20 protein-coding genes and 2 pseudogenes are annotated in these 22,103 nt (G+C 39.6%); 17 read left to right on the top strand and 5 right to left on the bottom strand.

Features of this window, described 5'->3' with window-relative positions; all coding sequences use genetic code 11:
* Window positions 1-146 precede the first annotated feature (146 nt).
* Window positions 147-620 (bottom strand): NUDIX hydrolase, encoded by a 474-nt coding sequence (locus H7C19_RS05130; RefSeq protein ID WP_185141500.1) that lies wholly within the window; start codon window positions 618-620, stop codon window positions 147-149.
* Between the two features lie 694 nt (window positions 621-1,314).
* Here H7C19_RS05130 and H7C19_RS05125 point away from each other — a divergent pair.
* From H7C19_RS05125 to H7C19_RS05070, 13 genes and pseudogenes are all read left to right on the top strand, one after another.
* Window positions 1,315-2,685, top strand: coding sequence for an SIR2 family protein (locus H7C19_RS05125; RefSeq protein ID WP_185141499.1), 1,371 nt, complete (start codon window positions 1,315-1,317; stop codon window positions 2,683-2,685).
* Window positions 2,675-4,333: an ATP-binding protein gene (locus H7C19_RS05120; protein ID WP_185141498.1), complete on the top strand. Its 1,659-nt coding sequence runs from the start codon at window positions 2,675-2,677 to the stop codon at window positions 4,331-4,333. The genes H7C19_RS05125 and H7C19_RS05120 overlap by 11 nt, the downstream gene beginning before the upstream one ends.
* 299 nt (window positions 4,334-4,632) lie before the next feature.
* Entirely contained in the window at window positions 4,633-5,208 is a 576-nt protein-coding gene (locus tag H7C19_RS05115) for a DUF6037 family protein (RefSeq protein WP_185141497.1), read from the top strand.
* Window positions 5,209-5,372: 164 nt separating this feature from the next.
* Window positions 5,373-6,326, top strand: coding sequence for a hypothetical protein (locus H7C19_RS05110; protein WP_185141496.1), 954 nt, complete (start codon window positions 5,373-5,375; stop codon window positions 6,324-6,326).
* 441 nt (window positions 6,327-6,767) lie between these two features.
* A complete protein-coding gene (locus H7C19_RS05105; protein WP_185141495.1) occupies window positions 6,768-7,661 on the top strand; it encodes a DUF2971 domain-containing protein in 894 nt (297 codons plus the stop codon).
* Between the two features lie 247 nt (window positions 7,662-7,908).
* Window positions 7,909-9,798, top strand: a complete 1,890-nt coding sequence (locus H7C19_RS05100) for a DUF2075 domain-containing protein (protein ID WP_185141494.1) — start codon at window positions 7,909-7,911, stop codon at window positions 9,796-9,798.
* Window positions 9,799-9,982: 184 nt separating this feature from the next.
* Complete coding sequence (locus H7C19_RS05095) at window positions 9,983-12,175, top strand: McrB family protein (protein ID WP_185141493.1); 2,193 nt, start codon at window positions 9,983-9,985, stop codon at window positions 12,173-12,175.
* A pseudogene (locus H7C19_RS35175) lies at window positions 12,141-13,277 on the top strand (DUF2357 domain-containing protein); the annotation flags it as partial. The gene H7C19_RS05095 and the pseudogene H7C19_RS35175, both read left to right, overlap by 35 nt.
* Complete coding sequence (locus H7C19_RS35170) at window positions 13,254-14,573, top strand: nuclease domain-containing protein (protein WP_313731401.1); 1,320 nt, start codon at window positions 13,254-13,256, stop codon at window positions 14,571-14,573. The pseudogene H7C19_RS35175 and the gene H7C19_RS35170, both read left to right, overlap by 24 nt.
* An 89-nt stretch (window positions 14,574-14,662) precedes the next feature.
* Window positions 14,663-15,562, top strand: a complete 900-nt coding sequence (locus H7C19_RS05085; protein ID WP_185141492.1) for a glycerol kinase — start codon at window positions 14,663-14,665, stop codon at window positions 15,560-15,562.
* 84 nt (window positions 15,563-15,646) lie between these two features.
* A complete protein-coding gene (locus H7C19_RS05080) occupies window positions 15,647-16,120 on the top strand; it encodes a GIY-YIG nuclease family protein (protein WP_185141491.1) in 474 nt (157 codons plus the stop codon).
* On the top strand, window positions 16,117-16,746 hold the full coding sequence (locus H7C19_RS05075) for a hypothetical protein (protein WP_185141622.1): 630 nt from the start codon (window positions 16,117-16,119) through the stop codon (window positions 16,744-16,746). Before H7C19_RS05080 ends, H7C19_RS05075 begins: the two co-directional genes overlap by 4 nt.
* On the top strand, window positions 16,747-17,166 hold the full coding sequence (locus H7C19_RS05070) for a DUF6884 domain-containing protein (protein ID WP_185141490.1): 420 nt from the start codon (window positions 16,747-16,749) through the stop codon (window positions 17,164-17,166).
* A gap of 15 nt (window positions 17,167-17,181) precedes the next feature.
* On the opposite strand, the gene H7C19_RS05065 is transcribed toward H7C19_RS05070, so the two are convergent.
* Entirely contained in the window at window positions 17,182-17,439 is a 258-nt protein-coding gene (locus H7C19_RS05065; RefSeq protein ID WP_246469310.1) for a helix-turn-helix domain-containing protein, read from the bottom strand.
* Window positions 17,440-17,579: 140 nt separating this feature from the next.
* Between H7C19_RS05065 and H7C19_RS05060 the strand changes: the two genes are divergently transcribed.
* Window positions 17,580-17,765: an aspartyl-phosphate phosphatase Spo0E family protein gene (locus H7C19_RS05060; protein ID WP_185141488.1), complete on the top strand. Its 186-nt coding sequence runs from the start codon at window positions 17,580-17,582 to the stop codon at window positions 17,763-17,765.
* A gap of 30 nt (window positions 17,766-17,795) precedes the next feature.
* Window positions 17,796-18,086: a hypothetical protein gene (locus H7C19_RS05055; RefSeq protein WP_185141621.1), complete on the top strand. Its 291-nt coding sequence runs from the start codon at window positions 17,796-17,798 to the stop codon at window positions 18,084-18,086.
* A gap of 125 nt (window positions 18,087-18,211) precedes the next feature.
* On the opposite strand, the pseudogene H7C19_RS05050 reads toward H7C19_RS05055, so the two are convergent.
* Window positions 18,212-18,600: pseudogene (locus H7C19_RS05050) on the bottom strand (ATP-binding cassette domain-containing protein); the annotation flags it as partial.
* Window positions 18,601-18,709: 109 nt separating this feature from the next.
* Here H7C19_RS05050 and H7C19_RS05045 point away from each other — a divergent pair.
* Window positions 18,710-20,035, top strand: a complete 1,326-nt coding sequence (locus H7C19_RS05045) for a hypothetical protein (RefSeq protein WP_185141487.1) — start codon at window positions 18,710-18,712, stop codon at window positions 20,033-20,035.
* A 144-nt stretch (window positions 20,036-20,179) separates the two neighbouring features.
* Here H7C19_RS05045 and H7C19_RS05040 read toward each other — a convergent pair whose 3' ends face one another.
* Both H7C19_RS05040 and H7C19_RS05035 read right to left on the bottom strand, forming a co-directional pair.
* Complete coding sequence (locus H7C19_RS05040; RefSeq protein ID WP_185141486.1) at window positions 20,180-21,025, bottom strand: DUF2726 domain-containing protein; 846 nt, start codon at window positions 21,023-21,025, stop codon at window positions 20,180-20,182.
* A 122-nt stretch (window positions 21,026-21,147) separates the two neighbouring features.
* A complete protein-coding gene (locus H7C19_RS05035; RefSeq protein WP_185141485.1) occupies window positions 21,148-21,357 on the bottom strand; it encodes a helix-turn-helix transcriptional regulator in 210 nt (69 codons plus the stop codon).
* Between the two features lie 392 nt (window positions 21,358-21,749).
* On the opposite strand from H7C19_RS05035, the gene H7C19_RS05030 reads away from it, so the two are divergent.
* Window positions 21,750-22,040 carry a hypothetical protein gene (locus H7C19_RS05030; RefSeq protein WP_185141620.1) on the top strand — a complete coding sequence of 97 codons (291 nt, stop codon included), beginning with the start codon at window positions 21,750-21,752 and terminating at the stop codon, window positions 22,038-22,040.
* Window positions 22,041-22,103: the final 63 nt, after the last annotated feature.

Below are 22,103 nucleotides of genomic sequence, written 5' to 3'. Positions count from 1 at the left end.
CGGCGTCTTCAAATCACCAAATGAACCTATTCCTGAGCTTCCCATATATATCCCCCTTAATTACTAATGCTCATAATATTAGACAGATAAATACAAATTCCTTCCTGAAATATCAAAAAAATAGAGGTGTTGCTGATAGCAACCCTCTAAGCTTGTAATGATATATCGCACTCTTCTAGCATATGTTTATTGTAAACTAACTTTCCGGTAATAATACCCTCATAGTCTACTATGTATGGTAACAGATACATCATGCTCTCTGGAACATGTTTACTGCCATATATTTTGTCCAACTCAATCCAATCAACTTCTCCCTCGTCAGAAGAAATCAATTCTCCATAAAAGTTGCTAGAATCAAACAGCATTAAGACCCCAGTTTCAAATTTTTTAATTGAGTTCGAAACGGTCATAACGCCTCGAAACCTAATTTCGGCCAAATGAAGGCCTGTTTCTTCCATTACTTCACGAATACAGGCTTCCTTAGGGGATTCTTGTATTTCTACCTTACCTCCAGGAGCGTTCCAGTAACCTTTAAATGGACTTTTATGTCTTTTTTGAACAAGTATCTTATTATTATCTCTTACAATACATAATGTAAAGATTCTAGTCACTTTAATCACCTCATCTCCTATTAGATAAGGACCCTTATTCTAAGATATCAAATTGTCTATAAGCGTTAAAGAGAACGTATGCTTCATTTCATCTCGAAATGAACTCCTTTGGCATCATTAATGACCCTGTGAGTCGATACCTAAATCGTTAGGAGATGGTTATATAGATACAACTTCATTATCGTTATAGATTATTTGATATTTACGGCTATAGAACCGCATTGAACAAAATACAAACTTTCTACTGAAATTAAACACTATGACCTCAATAACGGAGTAAATCAAAAAGCACCGGAATATCTACCGGGCTATTCAGTGGCACATATTAATATTGAAAATATTCGTTTTGCATTAATCAAGCTTTTAATCAAAATGCTATTCATCGTCAATTTAAACATTTGATGCCATAGACATTTGCGATTATGCTAGGTAAACGGGGACACTTCACCACGACAACAAATACCAAATTACTGGGCACCGTGAGCGAAGCACGTAAAGTTAGAGCCATGAAAGATAAGGATGTCTTCTGCATTGATCGTTAAAAAGAAAATTATTTTGAGCGACAGTAAAAATAAACTGCCCCTCACGGCAGTTTATTTATTTCCAAAACCGACCTTACCCATGATAGAATAAAATAATGGGAAATTATGAATGATGCTGCGAAGTTATGTCAACGAAGGCATGAGTCTTTGGAGGGGTCATCTTGAAATATATTCATAATCAAATGGAAAATAATATATCTTTCCCAAAAGAAGAAGTGTATAAATTATTTGAAATAACAGATGAAATGGCAATAAACGGTGATGAATTAGTAAAGGATTTTACAGAAAATTTTTCTGAACTCCTTAATAATACATGGGAGAGGTTTCATCGTAATTATCCGACTGTTAAACAAATTGGATTAGAAGCGCTCGAACAATTTCTTATCCAAAAAACTGAAGTTATTAGAAGTGAAATTTTATCAAAGTATCTTTTGAGTGAAAACTTACATGTATTAATGAGCAACGGTTGTTCCATATATGCTGGCTCAAAGGCGATTAATCAAACAGATGAGTCAAAATGCAAAACACTTTTACGCAATGCACAGTTTCAAGATGAGCCTCAAATCACAGATATTATCCAGAAGTTGGTTGATGAAAAACCTGAAGTAGCTTTGGATAGATTATACGAAATTAAGATGTATTGTGCTAATGTCTTGAAAAAAGAACAATCTAGTCATTGGATAGATGATTTAATTATTCAATATAAAAATAGTTTCATTGAAGAATTTGTTAATACGATTGATTATCGAAAGAACCATTTACATAAATTGTTCTTGAAAAGATTACTAGCTCGAAGTATCAAGCTGAAAAGAGTTAATCTATTTACATTGAATTATGACTTGTTAATAGAGAAAAGTGCTGAAGAGATGGGGATATCTTTAAATAACGGATTTTCAGGTTTCCACTATAGAGTATTCATGCCATCTATTTTCCATCAAGACTTCCACATTAATAATTCAGATGGGAACAAATCTCAAACAAAAAGCATGAATTTATTCAAGCTTCATGGATCGTTATCTTGGAGGTTTGATGATTCAAAACCTCCATATGGGATTACTGAACAGCAGTATGATTTTGCGGAAAACGGAGATATGAAAACCATTCTACCTGAATGCATAATATATCCTGTTCAGAGTAAAAAGAAACATTCGTTGGATCTGCCCTATAGTGAGATGTTTAGGCAATTTATTGAATTTGTCAACAAGCCTAGCTCGACCTTACTAATTATGGGGTATAGTTTCTTAGACGAACACGTCAATGATATATTAACGAACGCACTTACAAATCCAAGTTTTAATATGATAGTCTTTTCTTATCTTGATGAAAATAGCCCATATATATCGGAGTACCAGAAGCGCTTATTTGAAAGAAGTAGAGAAGACTCAAGAATAATTATTTTTTCTGGAAACATACTTGGGAATTTTGAATACATCGTAAAGTTTCTGATTCCTTATGCAGATGATACAAACTTCGACGCCGTCTTGTTCAATACATATAAGAATCTAAAGGGCGATCATTCTCATGTTAAATAATGACAAAGTAATTGGTAAAATTGTCAAAATAGAAGGAATCCATGTCCTAATTGAAATTACAGAGAAAGACATTGCAAATAAGATTTCGTTATTTATGGGAAGTGGAGATTTTGCTGTATCTATAAATAAATTGTTATTTTCAGTTTTACCCAGTGGGAAAAAGGTTGTAGGAAGGATAACAAAGATATTTGATAGAAACATGTTTGACCAAAACTCTATTTTCATTAATGCATCGGATCGGTTTTTAATTGAAGCTGATTTGATTGGTATTCATGATGATTATTTAAAAAAATTTGATTCTGGAATTAACCATTTTCCTATTATCGGTAGCGAAGTTTATGCTGTGAATGAACGAATACAAAAATCGGTACTGGATATTGGTTCAAAGTGGAGAATAGAAGTGGGTAATAGTTTTAATGACCCTAATATTTATATCTCAGCTAACCCAGATATTTTATTTGGGAAACATTTAGGGGTATTTGGTAACACCGGTACAGGTAAGACGTGTACACTTGCTTCGGTAATTCAAGGGATTAAACGCAGAATCTATAATAACTCTGATGGTTCTAAAAGTGAGATAAATCCCAAAATTATTATTTTCGACTCTAATAGTGAATATGATCGAGCTTTTGCGAGCGAAGAATTCAAAGTAAGGATTATCACAAAGCAAGAACTTAAATTACCCCATTACCACCTAAACTTTTCAGAATATTATAAGTTTTTGGGTGCAAGTCAAGGCGTACAGGCTCCTGTTCTCAAGGCATCAATAAAGCAGTTAAGAGCCAAAAATAATGATGAAAAGAAGTTTAAATTATCCGATGTTCCCACAGAAATAAGGAAATACTTAATGACTCAAGCGGAAAAAGGGGCGGATAACGAGAGAAACAAGACCTTTAGCTTTTCGCAATGGTATGGATGGAATGCAACCATGATAAACAGGATAGAGCGGCTAATTGAAGATGAAGATTTGATTTCTATGATTGAAACTGATCAAAATACAGTTGAAGAAGTCTTGCGGAGTGACGATGAGGTTATATTAATTCAAGCCGATTTTAATAAAGACGAATTAGATATTGTTATGTTTTTATTCAGTAAGCTTATTTATGAGTGGTCAACAAAGAACAGAGATAATGAACATAAAAATCATGTTCTTATTCTTTTCGAAGAAGCCCATCGATATATAAATGAGGATGACGCAGAAGAATATAAACTGGGCAATTATTACATAGAGCGACTAGCAAGAGAAGGACGTAAATTTGGTATAAGTTTAATTATTTCAAGTCAAAGACCATCTGAATTGTCGCCGACAGTAGTATCACAATGTAATTCCTTTATAGTACATAGGATCACTAATAAGAAAGACTTCGATGTTATTAATAAAATCCTAAGTACAAATAATCAAAATCTCTTGAGTATTATTCCGGGACTAGAGAAGCAATACGCAATTGTACTTGGCGAAGCATTTGGATATTCCGACGTGATTAAAATATTTGACGCTTACCCTACTCCGAAGAGTGATGATCCAGAAGTAATATTCAACTGGAAAAATAATAGTGCGAAAGTCATCGGTGAAGCAATCAGCAAGTTGGATGAAGAAAGTACATTGGATAATTTCGTTAGGGGGATTGCAAATAGAACAAAAACCTAAATGACTAAAATTACTGTTTGATTTGGGCTAAGAAATTCTATTGAGAATCTAAAGTCGACAGGGGTTCGCATAGCATATATTACACTAGGAATACCTCTGAAGCTGGACAGTTTTTTTCTTGCTTCCATTGGGCGATGAAGCAACTTGCCAAACATTTTTAGTGCCTATAGGCTGCCATTTAGGGTAGCCTTTATTTGTTTCCAAATCTGTCCATATACATGGTATGATAGACCTATGTCATTTCACGTTGAAATATGCGCGAAAACAATGAAAAGAATCGAAAATGCGGTAGGTGAAACATGAAATTAGATGGGATTATACCATTATATAATAATATGCGGCTATTAAACCTAGACAGGTACAGATTTGGTTTCATTTACAATAACGTTTCCTTCGATGTGTTTTTCTTTCTTGATGAAAGTCCCTATAAATTAATGTTCGGTGTAAAGGCGGAAAACTTCTATTTTGAAAAGGATGTTAAAAAAGGGTTTGTTATTGACCCAACTCTTGAACGCGAAAAGTATTCTGAATTATGCCGAATACTCGGTTTGCAATACGATCCAATAAATAAGTTTAAGCCAATTTATTTCTTCTTAGAATTTAATAAGAACATAACACAAAAAGTTATTAAGAAGAATATTCCCAGACCACATGAACTAGCAGTTTATCGAAAAGATGTGGAAGAATCCGACAAAATATTTTTTATGGGTTGGCTAGACAATAAAGCCAATGATAACAAAGTCACTCCCAAAAATCTTGAAAAGACCAGGTTATTATTGGGGAGAGATGCATACTTCCGATGTAAAGCTAAAAATGTAAGTAGTAGATGGACAGATGATATCAAAAAAGCTCAAGAAGTAATATTAGATTTTTAGGTTTACGATAACCTATATCTTGTTTTCGTGAGATTTGGAATTAATTATACTTGAACGTATTCAGACTAATAATATTTTATTTTAGCGTAGAATCGAACAAGAGAGCGTAACTATATAACATTATTGAGGTAAGTTTCAAAGTAGCATAGTCAAGGAGAATTATCATGTATAACAATCCTGAGATTAAAAAGTTAGCTATAGAAATAATAGCATCTTTAGTATACAAGAAAACACAGATGTATGAGTTGATACTTCGACCAGCAGGGGTAAGTGATAAGTTTTTCTCGAGTTTAATGAAGAAACGTAACGTTGAAGGGAAGCCACTTACTAAACGAGACATAGGGGCTATAATCGTTCAAGAATTAGATATGAATCCTCAGTACAAGATGAATATAATTGAGATGATAAAAATCGCCGCTAACTGGAATCAATTTCACTTAACGGAAAATGAGATGCTTGCAAGAGCTACCGTCCAAAAAGCTAGGGAAGTTCTAAATGTTATGGAAATAATGGAAGAAAAGGAGAAACAACTTCTGAGAGAAGAAAAGGAGAAGGAAAGAAAGAGATTAGAGGAAGAAAAACGTGCAGCAAAGGTAGAGTTGGAACGTGAAATTCAAAACCAATCGAAGCTTCTGTTAATGATGTATGACGAACTTGTTATGATGAAGGATAATCCTCAGAAAAGAGGATTAATGTTAGAACAACTAATGAATATGCTTTTTAATGTCTATGATATTGCTCTTATGCACAGTTTTCGCCGCAATGAAGGTGGAGAACAAATCGATGGAGCATTCAAACTGGATGGATGGCATTACCTCGTTGAAATGAAATGGACAAGTCAAATAACAGATATGAAACAATTAGATTCATTATACGGGAAAGTTTCGCGTTCTGGCAAACAAACAATGGGACTGTTTTTATCAATTGGTGGATGGTCGCCACATGTAGTTCCTTTGATGAAACAACAACCGGACAAATCAATTTTTCTAATGGATGGTTTTGATTTCAGAATGGTGCTAACTCAGGATATTTCACTAATTGATCTATTACGGAGAAAAATTGAACGGTTCAATATAGAAACAGAACCTTTTGTAAGTGTCCTAAATATACTTGGATAGATTTTGCATGTTGAACGAATTAAGATGGAGAATCGAGAATAACTACTCCAAATATTTATCTTGATTCAGCGTTGGTATTCGAAGTAGCATTCGATGAATCTCGAAAATCCCTTTGGCAAAAATAATATAACAGAGGATAATATGTTCCCTTATTCGATGCATATGGAGACTGTTGCTTCCTCAATTTCTATGGGTTTAGCTTAATAACTTCCATGGATTGAGGGCTAATTGGACAGAGACTAATCAATCTGTAGGAGTAGGAGAGGTTCAGCCCTTTTGCTTGTAACTATGACGTTAACAGAGCTACTCACTTATTAACTTGGTGATCAGAGCTCGTGGTGGAGTTAAATCCATGAATTGGGCATTCGAAAACAGGAACTGGCATGAGAAGTGCTAATCAAATTCGATACGACAATATCTCCGACCGATCGGGGTGATGAGATGACAAATAATGAATTTGATATTGAACAATACCGGATGGAGCATCAAATGGATTATATCAAAGCTATCGATTTATTGAATATCTCTTCAAATAAAGATGAAGTATTTCACTGGATATACCAGATTACCAGATGGCATATCCCAGATGTTTTATATAAATACTTCAGCTTCACCGATGACGAAAATTTAAATAACTTGAAACTAAACACACTTTCCGAGAAAAAAATCTTTCTTGCTGATAGTAAAGATTTTAATGATCCATTTGATAATAAGGCATTTTATTATAGAAACGAAGATTTAAGTCAATTTGAAGAGCTGGGTCCATTTGATGGTCAAATTGGTGATGAAATAATGTTTTCCTCAAGAGCAGCTTCATTCACAAAAACAGGATTCAACTCGATGCCGATGTGGGCTCATTACGCAAATAATCATCGGGGTTTCTGCGTATCATACAATTTGCAAGACAGTGGCAATATTGAATTGGCTGGATCTACCCTGCCGATTCAATATACAGATCAAAGGATAGATATTACTAATATCCTAGTAAATTATGTTGATCTGGTTTTGAAAGAAAAACGTAAACAAATCAGCGAAGGAAGAAAAAAGATAATTTTAAATGACTTAACGTTAGTTTATATAATAGTGTTTTTACAGAATATTAAACAAACTAGCTGGCAATATGAACAAGAATTTAGATGTGTTGCCGGCCGAACATCCATAGGAATGCCTTTTATGAAAGCAATTCCCTCGGCAATTTTTGCTGGAGAAAAATGTTCGCCATTTTACATTGAACGTTTATGCGGCATAGCACGCGACCTTAATGTTCCTCTCTACAAATTAGAGTTCCAAAAAATAAATATGCTATTTCAATTGGAACCTATAAGAATCCTTTAATTGTGCGACATCGCCGTTACCTTAAAATGTGAATTAATCATATCTATATTCTAAAGAATTGGGTTGCTCAATGTTGATGACGATCTACGATTGCGACATAAACAAGACAAATTTGCTTTACTTCTCTTCTTTTCCCTGTGGAATTAATAAAGCTCCTCTGGTTCAATTCTCCAGTTAGTAATGAAGAAAGGGTAGGAACCAGAGAGTTGCAATCTTGATAACACTTTTAACAAGGTGGGGCACCGTAGTGATCGTATATGAAGCAACAAAACTTGAATTTATTACGGATGTATTTATGGATAATGTGGTTGAGCATATTAGTACAAATTTCAAAGAGAAAATTGGTAAAGTAAATGAAGGAGAAGTGCGGGCTTGGGACAATTCGTTGCAGTACATGTATCGGGTACTTGTCGATCCGGAAATTCCGGAGAATGCAGGAGTGGCCATCGAGTTTAAAGTTCCATATACGTCGAAGCGAATCGATTTTCTCATCTCAGGCAAAAACGATCGCTCGGATTCGGTCATGGTAATTGAACTTAAACAGTGGGATTCCATAGAGAAGGTGGACGGGAAGGAAGCTATCGTCAAAACTTTCTTAAATAAAGGAATAAGGGAAACACCGCACCCATCGTATCAGGTGTGGTCCTACTCAACTTTAATTGAAGATTACAACGAAAATGTTCAGAGCGAGAAAATAGAGCTTTATCCCTGTGCCTATCTTCATAACTATCCTATTTCACAAAATGATGACCCCATACTAGATCCAATTTATAGCTATTACATAGATCAGGCCCCCATCTTTGCAAAAGGTGATGCGGAAAAACTAAGAGACTTTATCAAGTCGCATATTAAATATGGTGACGATAAGGAAAATCTCTATCGTATTGAAAGGGGAAGAATTCGTCCCTCCAAATCGTTGCAGGATTCACTGAACAGCATGTTAAAAGGTAATCGCGAGTTCAGAATGATTGACGAACAAAAAGTAGTATATGAAGAGGCATTGGTACTCGCCAACAAGGCTCAACGCACGGGACTGAAACAAGTGCTCATTGTAGAAGGAGGACCGGGCACGGGAAAATCAGTTCTTGCTGTTAATCTGTTGGTTCAATTAACGCAAAAGGGGCTAGTAGCACAGTATGTGACTCGCAATTCCGCCCCTAGGAACATCTATGCGGCAAAGTTGTCTGGAGATTTCCGCAAAACGCGAATCGATAACCTCTTTAAAGGATCAGGCAGCTACTATGAATCTCCAGCAAATGAGTTTGACGCTCTTCTAGTGGACGAGGCTCATCGATTAAATGAAAAGTCCGGTATGTTTCAGAACTTGGGAGAAAATCAAATAAAGGAAGTCATTCAAGCATCCAAGTTTGCAGTATTCTTCATTGATGAGAGACAACGTGTGACATTAAAGGATATCGGAAGTATCGACCTGATTGAGAAATTCGCAGCGGAGCTTGGAGCATCGGTTACGAGAACTGAGCTTACTTCACAATTCCGTTGTGATGGTTCGGATGGATATATTAGTTGGCTGGAAGATGTGCTGGGTATTCGAGATACGGCTAACTCCAATGACATGGGGATAGACTATGATTTTCGAGTGTTTTCTGACCCTCATGAGATGAAGGCTAAGATTGAGGAGTTGAATACTGGGAAAAATAAATCAAGAATCGTGGCCGGATATTGTTGGGATTGGTCTAGCGCTTATCGAGATGATGCCTCTTATCATGATATTTATATAAAAGAATATGGCTTTGGAATGAGCTGGAATCTCAATAACACGGCGACCTGGGCTATTGATGGCAACTCCGTCCATGAAGCTGGTTGTATCCATACCTGTCAAGGTCTTGAGTTTGATTATGTAGGAGTAATTATAGGCAATGATCTTAGGTTTAATGATGGGCAACTCATCACGGATTTCAAACAGAGAGCAAAAACGGATCAATCACTTAAAGGAATTTCCAAGCTAATAAAGGAAGATAAACTGAAAGGTGAGAGATTGGCAGACGAAATCATTCGAAACACCTACCGTACCCTTATGACTCGTGGCCAGAAGGGTTGCTTCATCTATTGTACGGATAAAGGCTTAGAGGAGTATTTTAAAGAAAGACTAGCGAGACTATCTACGTCAAATATTTAGAGAGCTTTGCGATTCCTCGATTCGATTGAGGTGTCGCTTTTTTTGTGAAGATTAGGGAAATATGATCGAGAACAACTTGAAATGACATTTTGTTGCGGTAATAGTGGAAGCGCAGGAGAATCTTCTATTGTCGTCGAAGTTTTGATTAATAGCGTGAAATTTTTTACAAATAAGGTGGTTCTTCATGAGTTTACCTGCTGTTCTAACCAACATCTTCAATCATAAACAAAGGTCCTACAAAATGATCCTCATTCTTGCGTTATTGCATGAAATGAACGAATCAGGACAACGAGAGATCGGGCTCCAAAACATCAAGTCACGTTTTTTATTTCTCCTTCGGGACAGGGAATCACGCGGATTACCCGTTGACCCGCCAATAAATCAAGCAATGAGTTGGAACGATATAACCACGAATCAGCTTTCATCAACTATTGCGACACCTATCCAAGCTTTGGATAAAATCCTGGCTCTTAACGATGAACAGCAGACCCTTGGTTTTAGAGAAAATCTCTATAATTCTTGGGACAGTAATGTCCTTACCAAATTATATGATCTCGCTTCGCAAGAGCTTGAAAGATATCATATGCGACAGACAACTGATTTTTCGTTGAGGAATGCTTTGCATTCCCTTATGTCGCGGTACTTAACTGCGAAAAGCGAGCCACTTAAGAACAACTCGTTAGGCAACTATGTACGGAATCAGATCCCGACAGGAGTTCGCGGCTTCTCCTTCATTGAGGAAAATCCCAACCTGAAAGTTCTAGCTTCAGTTGGGATGGGGGTATGGGCTACGATCCCATGGATCGCTATTATGGACCGTCGAATTACAGAGTCTACACAGAGTGGAGAATACATTGTCTATCTGTTCTCGGAGGATATGAGTACCGTCTATTTAACGTTAGCCCAAGGTGTAACGGATGCCAATAAGAATGGGCGCGTCGTAGGGCATCGTTATCTACGCCAAAAAGTACAAGAAATCAGGAATCTCCTCCCGCTAGATGGTCTTCGTAAAGATGAGGATATTTCCCTAACTTCGGGTGGACTTGGCCGTGATTATCAAGTATCCACGGTCGCATACTACAAATACGAACGAGATAATCTCCCAAGTGAGGAAACACTGCTTCAGGATCTTGAGAATCTCGTGATCAATTACAATCAATATGTGGATCTGGCCCTAAATTCAATCCCTGAACAGGAGCAACAACCCGTGCTCAATCTCACCACACAAGAACGTCTTATTGAAGTCAAGACCTACATCACGCAGAAAGGTTTTGCCTACCCCGATCTTATCATCGAGAATTTCTATCTCTCCTTGAAGTCGAAGCCGTTTGTCATTCTGGCCGGCGTGTCCGGCACCGGAAAAACCAAGCTCGTAAAGCTGTTCGCCGAGGCGTTAGGCGCAACGAGCGAGAACGGGCAATTCGCACTTATTCCTGTTCGCCCTGATTGGAGTGATCCTTCTGATCTGATTGGCTACAAGGATCTCAATCAGCATTTCCGACCAGGTCCACTGACGGAAGTAATCCTCGAGGCGATTAAACCGGCCAATCAGCAGAAGCCGTATTTCATCTGTTTGGATGAGATGAACCTAGCCCGGGTTGAGCATTATTTTAGTGATGTCCTTAGTCTGCTAGAATCGCAAGCGCGACAGGACGAACGTATTGTCACTGATGCAATGATAAGGAAGTCGAGCCTCATTCACGAGCCTGATCTTCAGAAGTTTGGCAATCTTCCGATTCCCGACAACGTGTATTTGATCGGTACGGTGAATATGGACGAGACTACCCATCCTTTCAGCAAAAAAGTACTTGACCGCGCGAACACGATTGAATTCAATTACATTCAATTGGATCAATATCCAGCTGGCAGTACAGGAATCGCAAGCGCCCAGCCTGCGCCGAATGCTTTTCTACGATCCGCCTATCTCCAGCTCGTTGATGCTTACGATTCGACTTACAAGTCTCTTATCGAAGAGACGACGAATCAGCTTGTCTCGATCAACAATATCCTAGAGTCTATCCATTCCCATGTCGGGTTTCGGATTCGAGATACGATCTGCTTCTATCTGATCTACAATGAGCAAGCGGAGCTGATGACGCGTGAAGAAGCGTTTGATTTTCAGTTGCTGCAGAAAATCTTACCCAGAATCCAAGGCAGCAACAGCTCGTTCCGGCAAGTTCTTATACAGCTTCTCCAGATCACGCTCGGCAACGTGAAGAAGCTGGATATGAGTAAACTGGACGAAGATGCTTCGGAGCTTTGGCGAAATGCCAATAAAACGGTAGAAGGGGCGACCTATCCCCGATCCTCTCGGAAAATCGTCTTTATGCTGCGGAGGTTAGATGAAGATGGTTTCACCTCATACTGGCTTTCCTAACCGTGCCGTTGAGCTACTGCGTATCGAGACGAATTGGTTTCATCTCTATCTCCAAGGCAAGCCATTCCATCCTACTGTAGATACGTTGCAGCTTCATCGTCAAGACGACGCTAATTGGGTGGAGGCGCGTCTGCAGCCGCAGTCGCTTACCTCCGATCTGGAAATCCGTTCCATGGATCTATTTGATCCTGAACTTCGGGAGCTGAAGGCTTGGCAGATCGGAGACGTTTGTCAGCCACTCTTCTATGAGACTCAGGCATACGAGCTAGTGGTCGAGTTAGTGGAGGATTTGTCGCTAACGTTTTATCATGACAATCAATATATACGTGAGGCAGTCCTTCCGAAAGGGAGGCGGTTACTGAGTGGCGTGCTTAATTTTCAGAACGAAGTCGGTTATACGGAGTTCGAGTTGCGGCGTGAAGGGAAGCCTGTGTTTCGCTTACAACTGGAGATTTTCCCATCGAAGATGGATTACCAGAAGGATTATGAGGCGATCCTTCGCGAGGTCAATGCGCAGATTTATAATTTATCGTTTGATTTTCTACGCAAGACGTACCAGCTTACCGGGCTCAAAGAGACGCGCAACCAGAGCTTAACCGAGTTCTTCGTCATCCTCCAGCATGTGTTTCAGCAGCTCGTGCAGACGGTTGAACGAATGCAAAGTGCCCCGCATCATCGGATGAGGATGGAGAATCGGCTGGTGGACGCCTCCCGGGTGAAAAAAGCAGGTCGCGAGAATATTGCTTTTCTCGCTAAACGTCCTCATTACCTCGCATTAGATAATCGACATGGTTTTTTGCACATACAAGGACAGCGATACACGCCAACTCATGTACTCGAGACCAAACGAAATATCGAGTATGACACGATGGAGAATCGGTTTGTCCGGTAGGTGCTCCTTCGGGTACAGCAGCGGCTTCGTAGCTTAAAACATCTATTGAGTAAAAAGGAACGTGCGACGGATCCCGTACTCATGAGTAAGCTAAATCGGATGCAAAGCGATCTACAGCGGCTGTTGAAGCTAGATTTTCTTCGGGTCGGGGAAATGCGTCAGATGACGGTATCGCTTGTGCTTCAGATGGCACCTGGTTACCGGGATGTATACCGTTACTACCTGATGCTGATGAAAGGCCTTGCCATTCAAGACGATCTGTTCCGGTTATCGATGAAGGATTTGGCACAGCTCTATGAGTACTGGTGCTTCCTAAAGATCCATGAGCTTCTCAGTCGGAAACACGAGTTGATTAGGCAAGATGTAGTGAAGCTAAACCGTGGCGGGTTATTTGTTACGTTGGATCGGACCCGGGCCTCTCGGATTGAGTATCGGAACCCGAAGAACGGGGAAATTTTTACTCTTTACTATAATTCACTGCCATCCGGAGATGGAAGTGAAACGGTCTCGCAGCGGCCGGATAATGTCTTAACGCTTAAGAAGCAAGATGCTTCGATCGAGTATAAATATGTATTCGATGCGAAGTATCGGATTAATCCAGCCTATGAAGGCACGCCATATCGTCAGTCCTACAAGACGCCAGGTCCACAGGAGGATGACATCAATACGATGCATCGGTATCGCGACGCGATAGTGTATGCAACGTCTCGTGACCAGGGACAGCGGGAAGTAGAGCATACGATGTTTGGGGCGTATGTGCTGTTTCCGTACTCGAATGAGGAGGAGTATCGGGAGCATCGTTTCTACCGGAGTATTGCGCTTGTGAATGTTGGGGCGCTTCCGTTCTTGCCAAGCGCGACGTCGCTAGTTGAGCAATTCTTGGATGAGCTTATCCTCGATAGCCCTGAGAAAGCCTACGAGCGTTCGACGCGGCCCAGAGGTACGCAATCCTATTATGAGGACAAGCTGAGTGGGAAAACGGTGCTAGTGGGCACACTCAGCCGCCCGGAGCAGTTGAATGACTTGTTAGCGTATGGCTTCTATCATGTACCTTTGCGGCATTTTGTGCGGCATGGTGATCTGGCTAATCTGGCATATGTGGCTATTTATCAATCCAATACATTATTTGGCCGCGAACAAGCAGGAATCCACTACTATGGACGGATCAAGTCGTGGAGTGTCATGCCGCGAGATCAGATACAAGAGATTCCTTTGCGCCGGGGCGCCCCAACTGAGCTTTACGCTAAGCTGGTTGTGGAGGAGTGGCTCCCCAAGAGAATGCCTATTGTCCCAGGAGGGCATGGAGTGAAGAGCGTACTGCTAACATCCGAGTATATGTTCAAACGTGCGAGAGAAGTGGCGGAGCTTCGACTGGAGACAGAGGACCAGCTACGGGATTGGCGCGAGAAGCGTCGTCGAGGTAAGGTGAGCGTGCGATGGGATCGCTATGAGGTAGATCGTGCAACACAGCTGGAGCGGTTGGATGTGGAAGAAGAGGGGGAATAAATCCTTCGATCGTATGCGGGTCGATTAAATTTAATTGCTTTTGAAATTGGCTTCAACCACTGTAACTTTAGATTCCGCTGGAGGACTACATGAGCGATAAGATGATATCTACATCTGCTTTAGCGAAGGAAATGGGCATTCCTGCAAAGATTCTTTTTCAGAGGTTGATGGATGAAGGATGCATTTGTCGTGCAGGCGAAGCATGGGAACTGACGGATAAAGGTATTGAACTGGGCGGGACGAGGAAAAACCATCCTCAACATGGTGCATATATTGCTTGGACTGAGTCGATCAGGGACTTTCTTTCGAACAAGGGCAGCTTAGAGAAAATGGTGACCGCTGTAACACTCAGTAAGCACTTCAGCATATCAAAATTCAGAATCAATCCGATCTTATCGGAGCTTGGTTTGGTTCAAAAAAATCTTAAGGGTTGGACCGTCACAAAGCTAGGCGAGAGTCTTGGCGGGAAGCAGTTTGAGTATGAGCAAACAGGAATCCCGTATGTCGGTTGGGATGAACGAATCCTCACAAATCAAAGGCTCTTGGAAACAATCAGTGCCGTACAAGGTATAGCGAGTCCGTACGAAGATGTAGCAGAGGAACCCATGGAATCTCAACAGCCGGGACTGAGCGGATTTAGAGAGAGGTTTGAGGCGAAGCATCGCGCGGCGGATGGTCATTATGTTCGCTCTCGTGCAGAGATGTTAATCGACAACTGGCTTTACATGTCGGAAATTGCACATGCCTATGAGCGGAGACTGCCGGTGGAAGAAGAGGTTTACTGTGATTTTTACCTGCCTGTAGGAAAAGTGTATATAGAGTTCTGGGGCCTAGTGAACAACGAACGCTATGCAGAACGCAAGAAAGAGAAGCTAAACATATATGCGAAATATGGATTTAACTTGATCGAGCTAGACGATCGTGATATCGAAAATCTGGATGACCTTCTTCCAAAGAAATTGCTGAAATTCGGTATTCAGGCATATTAGACAATACTAACCCGCTTATGTACCAATATCAGCGGGTTTTCTGTTTTTTCGCTGCAAGAAGTAGGATGATTTCCCGGAGGATTTATGACGAAGAAGGATTTGTTAATCAGATGGATGGCGGCTTATGAGCAAATCGTGATACCATTTTCAACGATTGATTATAAGATAAATGTGCTGAATATCATTCAAATGATCGCAGAGAAAACTGCGGGGATGAGTTTCGAGGATTCTATTTATATTTTGCGCATGTGGACGGATGAAGGTTGCATCCCTATTTACATTGGTCGAAGTAATGCACCTGTAACCCGATGGAAATCACATCTGACCGGATTAATAGGGGGCAAAAAGCTATATAGCAGATGGCAAAGGCTATTATTGACCGAGGATGGTCTTATGAATCAGAGAGTGGACTTGATGATTGTATTGGATTCGATGATTAAAAAACCACCGATCCCTGGCTTTCCATGCACCATAGGAGCGGTGGAGTATCAACTAGTTAGTCTTGCCTCTGACGCGTACCCAGCTACTTTATTAAATCATGAAGGGAACCGAAGATGATCCAATTGGAACCTTGGTTGCTGTCAATCGGCGGTTATTCGTTAACTCCACTATTCGAAACCGATGAGCGTTTACAAGTACAAGTAAAAATGAAGCTTGTAAAAGATAACCCACGACAGATTCTTAAACGTTCAAGATTGATGGAGGAGGCTGTCATAAATCTTATTGAGTCGAATCTGGCTAACCCGCAGTGGGAAGGCATTATCTATGTTATGGGTAAAGGCATCCCGGGAAATTTCACTCCGCTATATATCGGGAAAGCAGAGAAGAAGGGCGTAAGACACGACATCAGCGTTAACATTAAGAACATTCGAAAGAACGAGCATAAATTTGCCCGCTGGGGAGATGGACTTGCCTATCATATCGGTGATTTGAGTCATGTTTTGTTTGGTTTTGAAGGTTATCAGAAACCCCAATCAAAGTACCAGAGATGGGCAGAGGCGCTGTTCTCCTCTTATAATCCACCTATTTTGAAGGAGCCAATCCACTTCTATCTCGCGCCATGGTACGAAGGTCAACTGGGCTTATCCGGATTAGCCTGCTCTTTACCTGCCGTTGAGAAAGAAATTATCGCTATAGCCTCTGCTAACTTTGGAAATGCCTTATTGAATAAGGACGGTATATGAATGAGACAAGTGGCTCTGATAAGCTGCACAAAAGTGAAACAAGAATTTCCCTGCGAAGTTCGGGAAATGTATTCGAAGTCGCAGTTATTTTCGAAAATGGTACGTTATATTGAGTCCAAACAATATTCAGATTGGTATGTGCTTTCTGCCCAATATGGTTTGCTTCATAAAAACCAAGTGATAGAGCCATACGACGTCACTCTTAACAACATGAATAGCTCGGACCGAAAAAAATGGGCTAAGGAAACAGCAAGTCAAGTCATTGATTTGGATTTCTCTACAGTAGATATTTACGCAGGTGAAAAGTATAGGCAGTTTTTGATCCCGCTACTCGAAGCCCGCGGGCTGAAGTGCAAAGTGCCCTTGCGTGGATTAGGAATCGGTGAACAATTAAAGTATCTAAACAACGGGCTCTATTAGATGTTTATATGATTTTTATCCTTGCTCTAGAGTCTTCTCGTACTCACCTTCTACCATCTTGAAAAAGTCGGACGGCTTAATCTTAAGTCCTTTGCAGAGGTCGAATATTTTTGTGACGGAAGGCTCGTTCCTGCCAACTTCGATCATGGAAATATAGGATCGATCAACGTCGCATTCCTGCGCCAAGTCCTCTTGACTCAAGCCTTGCTTAATTCGTATTGCTTTCAAAGTTTTCCCGATAATTTGCTTAATGATAACGGGCTGTTCGCTCAAGGAAATTACTCCTTTTATGTCCATTATCAATCTGGTATACTAACTGCAACAGATAATGTATTCAACAAAATGTAATTAATTTACATTTTCGTGGATTTACGAAAAATATGTTTGCATCCAAATTAAGCAGGAGGCCAACCATGCACCATCTACTTCATAAGTATGAGGAGGAAAAACGAAAGTTAAACGAGCTGGGGAGTAAATCTCTGGAGCAGGGGATCCCTTTGTTCAAGAATGAGGCTGTTCAAGCTCAGAGCCGGAAGGTAGACGAGTTGATTGTCCAATTCCATCAGAAGAAGGTTGGACGCGGACAGCAGTTGCTCTAAAAGAATGGATACCAGGAAAGGGAGAGGTGGATGGACTTTCCGTCGTGGTTCCAGAGTGCGATTCAGCAGCGGCTGGATGTTGTATCCGCCCGAACTAATTGCGATCCTGAGTTACTACAAGTACGTGCAGAAGAGAAAAAAGCGTTTGAGGCGTTATACGGTGGCATGGACGAGACGCAATTTGCAAGGTTTATGGCATGGGAGGATCAGCATCATCTGAAGCGAGCGTTGGAGAATGAACGCCTGTATCTGCAAGGTATGAGAGACGGCGTGCAGCTAGTCATGGCGCTCCTGGCTGATCCGTTGCCAGAAATTAAATAATGGTTTCCATTGAAAAAGGGATAATGCAAACTTGAGCATCGTCGAATAGGATGCGTGCATTCTCCAAATCACATACAAGCCCCAATCTCAATCGAGATCGGGGGTTTGTTTATGCCTCCTGAAGCTTACGCCTCCATCTTCTGAGCGGAATACAGTTTGTAGTACCGGTCTCGCTGCGCCATCAACTCATCGTGCGAGCCGGATTCGGCGTGTCTTTGTCGGCGACGTATAGGATGCGGTCGCAGTTCTTCATCGTGGAGAGGCGATGCGGGATGATGAACGAGGTTCGCCCCTTGAGCAATTCGTTCAAGCCCTTCTGGAGCAGGCGCTCGGTCCGCACGTCGATGGACGAAGTCGCTCCGTCCAGAATGAGGATGCGCGGGTTGGCAAGGAGCGTGCGGGCGAACGAGATGAGCTGCCGCTGTCCTTGAGATAGCTTCGAACCGCGTTCGTTGACCTCCGTCCTATAGCCCTGCTCGAACTCGCGGATGAATTCGTCGGCGCATACGGTCTTTTTCTTCTGTAAAAGAAAATCTAGAGATTTAAAGAAGGATTTAATTGTTTTGACGTTTAATTGATATGCATTGCGAACATGTCGAATTATGAAAATGAGGGGGAGAAAAGTGCCAGAACCAAAAAATAGCTCAATGATGGACACATTGAAGGTTGTGAAGGATATTTCAATTGCACTAACTTTTTCGATATATTTTTCTGGTTTCTTATTTGTTACTGCAAAGTATTCTGTGTTTATTAATGATCTGAGTCCCTTTGATATTATTTCCTCAAGTCTTCCAACAACTTTAGATTTGTATTTGAGAAATGGTGTGTTTGTATGTTGCACATTATTAATCAGTTACGTTGTCGCATTTTACCTATACACACCAATTAGTAATATAAGCAAAGGGAGAAAAAAAACGAAAAAGAAAAGGATAGTAAAATTAAGATTATCTGCAAATGGGGCGGTCAGAAGTGCGTTGGAAATGATACCGCCTGCAATTGTTCCTGGTATAATAATTGAATTATCCCATTATAATATTTATGTAATACACGTAATGTTTATTTTAACTTTCATATATCTATTTATATGGTACTTTCGTGTTAAGGCATACATAATAAGCGAAATCGAGAAAGAAAATGCCGTAATCTCAGAAATCCTGGATACTAATGGAGTTCCAGAAACTCAACCAGTGAGTAAATTTAACAATTCACTTCTTAGTGTATTGGAACTAAAATTGATTCGAAGACGAATTTCGAATGGAACAAATGCATACTACTTGATGATATTTCTTTTTTTTACATCGTTATTTATATGTGTATACGGTGTTAGTTTGCAAAAAGGTAAATTAATAAGTTTATCTGAAGGAGTGGGTGCATATAAAATAGCAAATGTGTATTATGATAACTCGAATAATTATCAACAATTTTATGTACTTGATGTTTCAAAAGATTTATTAATTGGATACTATAATAACAAGGCTTCAATAGTTCCAATTTCTAAAATATCGAGACTTGATATTAATAGTGTAAAACTAAAAAATGACATAAAGAAACTTGGTGATATTAAAACAGCAAATATAAATTCAGATCAACATGAAATAGCTAATACGATTTTAAAGTATTATCAACTCAGAATAATTGATAAAGACTCATCCGAATTACTTAGTGTAATAACCGATGATTTTTACCAATCAAATTATAAAATACATTCGCTTGATTCGATTGCAAAAAGATGGAATGTGAACAATGAGTATAATGGGCATCCACTTAATGAATATATAGGTGTTGAACTTTCTATACCAGAAATGCTTTATGATGGTTCATATGAAGTGTATGTGTACGAAATGTGGAATAAGTACGATGATACCGCTAGATATATAATGACTAAAGAAAATGGTAGTTGGAAAATAGATCATTTAGAAAGTAATAAATATTCGATTAGCTTCGAATGAAATTCAGCCTTTTGATTGGTGATTATCTTGATATGTATTCAAACTAAATAATGCGTGTGCTTTGCTAATATAAGCATTTTTGGTAAGCATACACGAAAAAGCCCAAGTGGAGACTCTGGGCTTTTTATAAAAGTAATAAGGTAGTTATCCAACACTTAAAAATGCTATTTTATACTTTTCTTCGTACTTTTTAATTTTATTATGGATTTCATGTTTTGGTATTTTAAAAAGTTGATGTTCATTATACTGGTCAAAAAGATCGAAGGTCATTATCTCATTCAAAAGATCACACTCTGAAATTGGGAATTGTTGTGTTCTTATTCCGCTTGTAGTAAGGAGACCTTCTGAATCATTTAAATATATCCAACTGAGTCCATAATAATTTTTGTTGGAATCTGTACCAATCCAAATATTTGGACTTGAACTTTTTAATTTGCCTTGTTCATTAAGATTTCTAAAGGATCGTCTAATATCATAGGACATGAACATTGGGAATTTTATATCTTCTTTACTTGAGTCATAGTAAATAGATTGTGGGTCGAAAATCTCATCTAAAGGAACAATTCCGTCTTCTTGAGATTTAAAGAATGCTTCTGCAGAAAACCAAACATCGACACACCAACTGAGTAAATCGTAATTCCGATATTTTTTTACTAAATACCTTGAATTAATCCGAAGCAAAGGTAAATCGAATTGTAAACAAAGTTTGTTCTTGATAGCATCTCTTTCTTTTTGAACTTCGCCTTTGTGGCTTTCACCATCAAATTCAAGTGCGAAGAGAGGCAACAATCTATCGTTATTATATATCGTAAAATCAAAGTGAGATTTCAAAGCAAAACTATATTCAGTATTCGTCAGACCACTTTGAGAAATATTAAAAACATCTGCAATTCTAACTTTCGGAAAAACTGAAGCGTTCATAGCCTTACAAATATCGTTTAGTCTCTGATAAGTTACATTCTCATATTTATTGAAAATCTCTTTGTTCATGTAATTTCATCTCACTTATATAGATAGATATTCACCTATGAGAATATATTGTTATTGGGGAATTTGTACAAATTAATATATTAGGTTTGAAGTAAGAGAAATCAATTTAATGATATATCCGATCACAACTCATCTACTTTTCTTCTGTCTCTCCACTCTTCAATTTCACGAGGGTCAACGTCTAGAATTTCGCAAATATGTAGAGCGATGTTGATCGTTGGCGCACTGATACCATGTTCAATATTTTGATAATGCTTTAGCGAAACGTTGATCGCACGGCTCACTTGTTCTTGCGTGAAGCCTTTTTTATTTCTCGCTTCAATCAGCTTCATAGTTAGAGAAACACTCCTTACTGCATTTCTATCATCGTAGACAATTTGAGAAATTTTGATGACAAATTATAATTGGCGAATTATAATGCGTATTATAGGGTTTGTAAGGGGGCTTCTAGAAGCAGATAGCCAACCATGATAGAAGCAAACAATGAACATAAAGGGAGTGCCAACCATGCACCATCTACTTCATAAGTATGAGGAGGAAAAGCGAAAGTTAAACGAGCTGGGGAGTAAATCTCTGGAGCAAGGGATCCCTTTGTTCAAGAATGAGGCTGTTCAGGCTCAGAGCCGAAAGGTAGACGAGCTGATTGTCCAATTCCATCAGAAGAAGGTCGGACGCGAGCAGCAGTTGCGCTAAAAAGAATGGATACCAGGAAAGGGAGAGGTGGATGGGCTTTCCGTCGTGGTTCCAGAGTGCGATTCAGCAGCGGCTGGATGCTGTATCCGCCCGAAGCAATTGCGACCCTGAGTTACTGCAAGTACGCGCCGAAGAGAAAACGGCGTTTGAGTCGTTATACGGTAGCATGGACGAGGCGCAATTTGCAAGGTTTATGGCATGGGAGGATCAGCATCATCTGAAACGAGCGTTGGAGAATGAACGCTTGTATCTGCAAGGTATGAGAGACGGCGTGCAGCTGGTCATGGCGCTCCTGGCTGATCCGTTGCCAGAAAATAAATAAATACATCGATTGAAAAAAAGATAGTTCAAACTTGAGCATTGGCGAAAACCTTACATGCAATCT

The organism is Cohnella nanjingensis, assembly GCF_014212125.1.
Taxonomy (GTDB): domain Bacteria; phylum Bacillota; class Bacilli; order Paenibacillales; family Paenibacillaceae; genus Cohnella; species Cohnella nanjingensis.
This window is presented reverse-complemented; position numbering and strand designations above follow the sequence as displayed.

What these genes read in the sequence shown, in the direction of transcription:
- H7C19_RS05120 (WP_185141498.1), top strand. Translation starts at nt 2,675, where the DNA reads ATGTTAAATAATGACAAAGTAATTGGTAAAATTGTCAAAATAGAAGGA.
- H7C19_RS05115 (WP_185141497.1), top strand. Translation starts at nt 4,633, where the DNA reads ATGAAATTAGATGGGATTATACCATTATATAATAATATGCGGCTATTA.
- H7C19_RS05110 (WP_185141496.1), top strand. Translation starts at nt 5,373, where the DNA reads ATGTATAACAATCCTGAGATTAAAAAGTTAGCTATAGAAATAATAGCA.
- H7C19_RS05105 (WP_185141495.1), top strand. Translation starts at nt 6,768, where the DNA reads ATGACAAATAATGAATTTGATATTGAACAATACCGGATGGAGCATCAA.
- H7C19_RS05095 (WP_185141493.1), top strand. Translation starts at nt 9,983, where the DNA reads ATGAGTTTACCTGCTGTTCTAACCAACATCTTCAATCATAAACAAAGG.
- H7C19_RS35170 (WP_313731401.1), top strand. Translation starts at nt 13,254, where the DNA reads ATGGCACCTGGTTACCGGGATGTATACCGTTACTACCTGATGCTGATG.
- H7C19_RS05085 (WP_185141492.1), top strand. Translation starts at nt 14,663, where the DNA reads ATGAGCGATAAGATGATATCTACATCTGCTTTAGCGAAGGAAATGGGC.
- H7C19_RS05080 (WP_185141491.1), top strand. Translation starts at nt 15,647, where the DNA reads ATGACGAAGAAGGATTTGTTAATCAGATGGATGGCGGCTTATGAGCAA.
- H7C19_RS05075 (WP_185141622.1), top strand. Translation starts at nt 16,117, where the DNA reads ATGATCCAATTGGAACCTTGGTTGCTGTCAATCGGCGGTTATTCGTTA.
- H7C19_RS05070 (WP_185141490.1), top strand. Translation starts at nt 16,747, where the DNA reads ATGAGACAAGTGGCTCTGATAAGCTGCACAAAAGTGAAACAAGAATTT.
- H7C19_RS05060 (WP_185141488.1), top strand. Translation starts at nt 17,580, where the DNA reads ATGCACCATCTACTTCATAAGTATGAGGAGGAAAAACGAAAGTTAAAC.
- H7C19_RS05055 (WP_185141621.1), top strand. Translation starts at nt 17,796, where the DNA reads ATGGACTTTCCGTCGTGGTTCCAGAGTGCGATTCAGCAGCGGCTGGAT.
- H7C19_RS05040 (WP_185141486.1), bottom strand. Translation starts at nt 21,025, where the DNA reads ATGAACAAAGAGATTTTCAATAAATATGAGAATGTAACTTATCAGAGA.
- H7C19_RS05035 (WP_185141485.1), bottom strand. Translation starts at nt 21,357, where the DNA reads ATGAAGCTGATTGAAGCGAGAAATAAAAAAGGCTTCACGCAAGAACAA.
- H7C19_RS05030 (WP_185141620.1), top strand. Translation starts at nt 21,750, where the DNA reads ATGGGCTTTCCGTCGTGGTTCCAGAGTGCGATTCAGCAGCGGCTGGAT.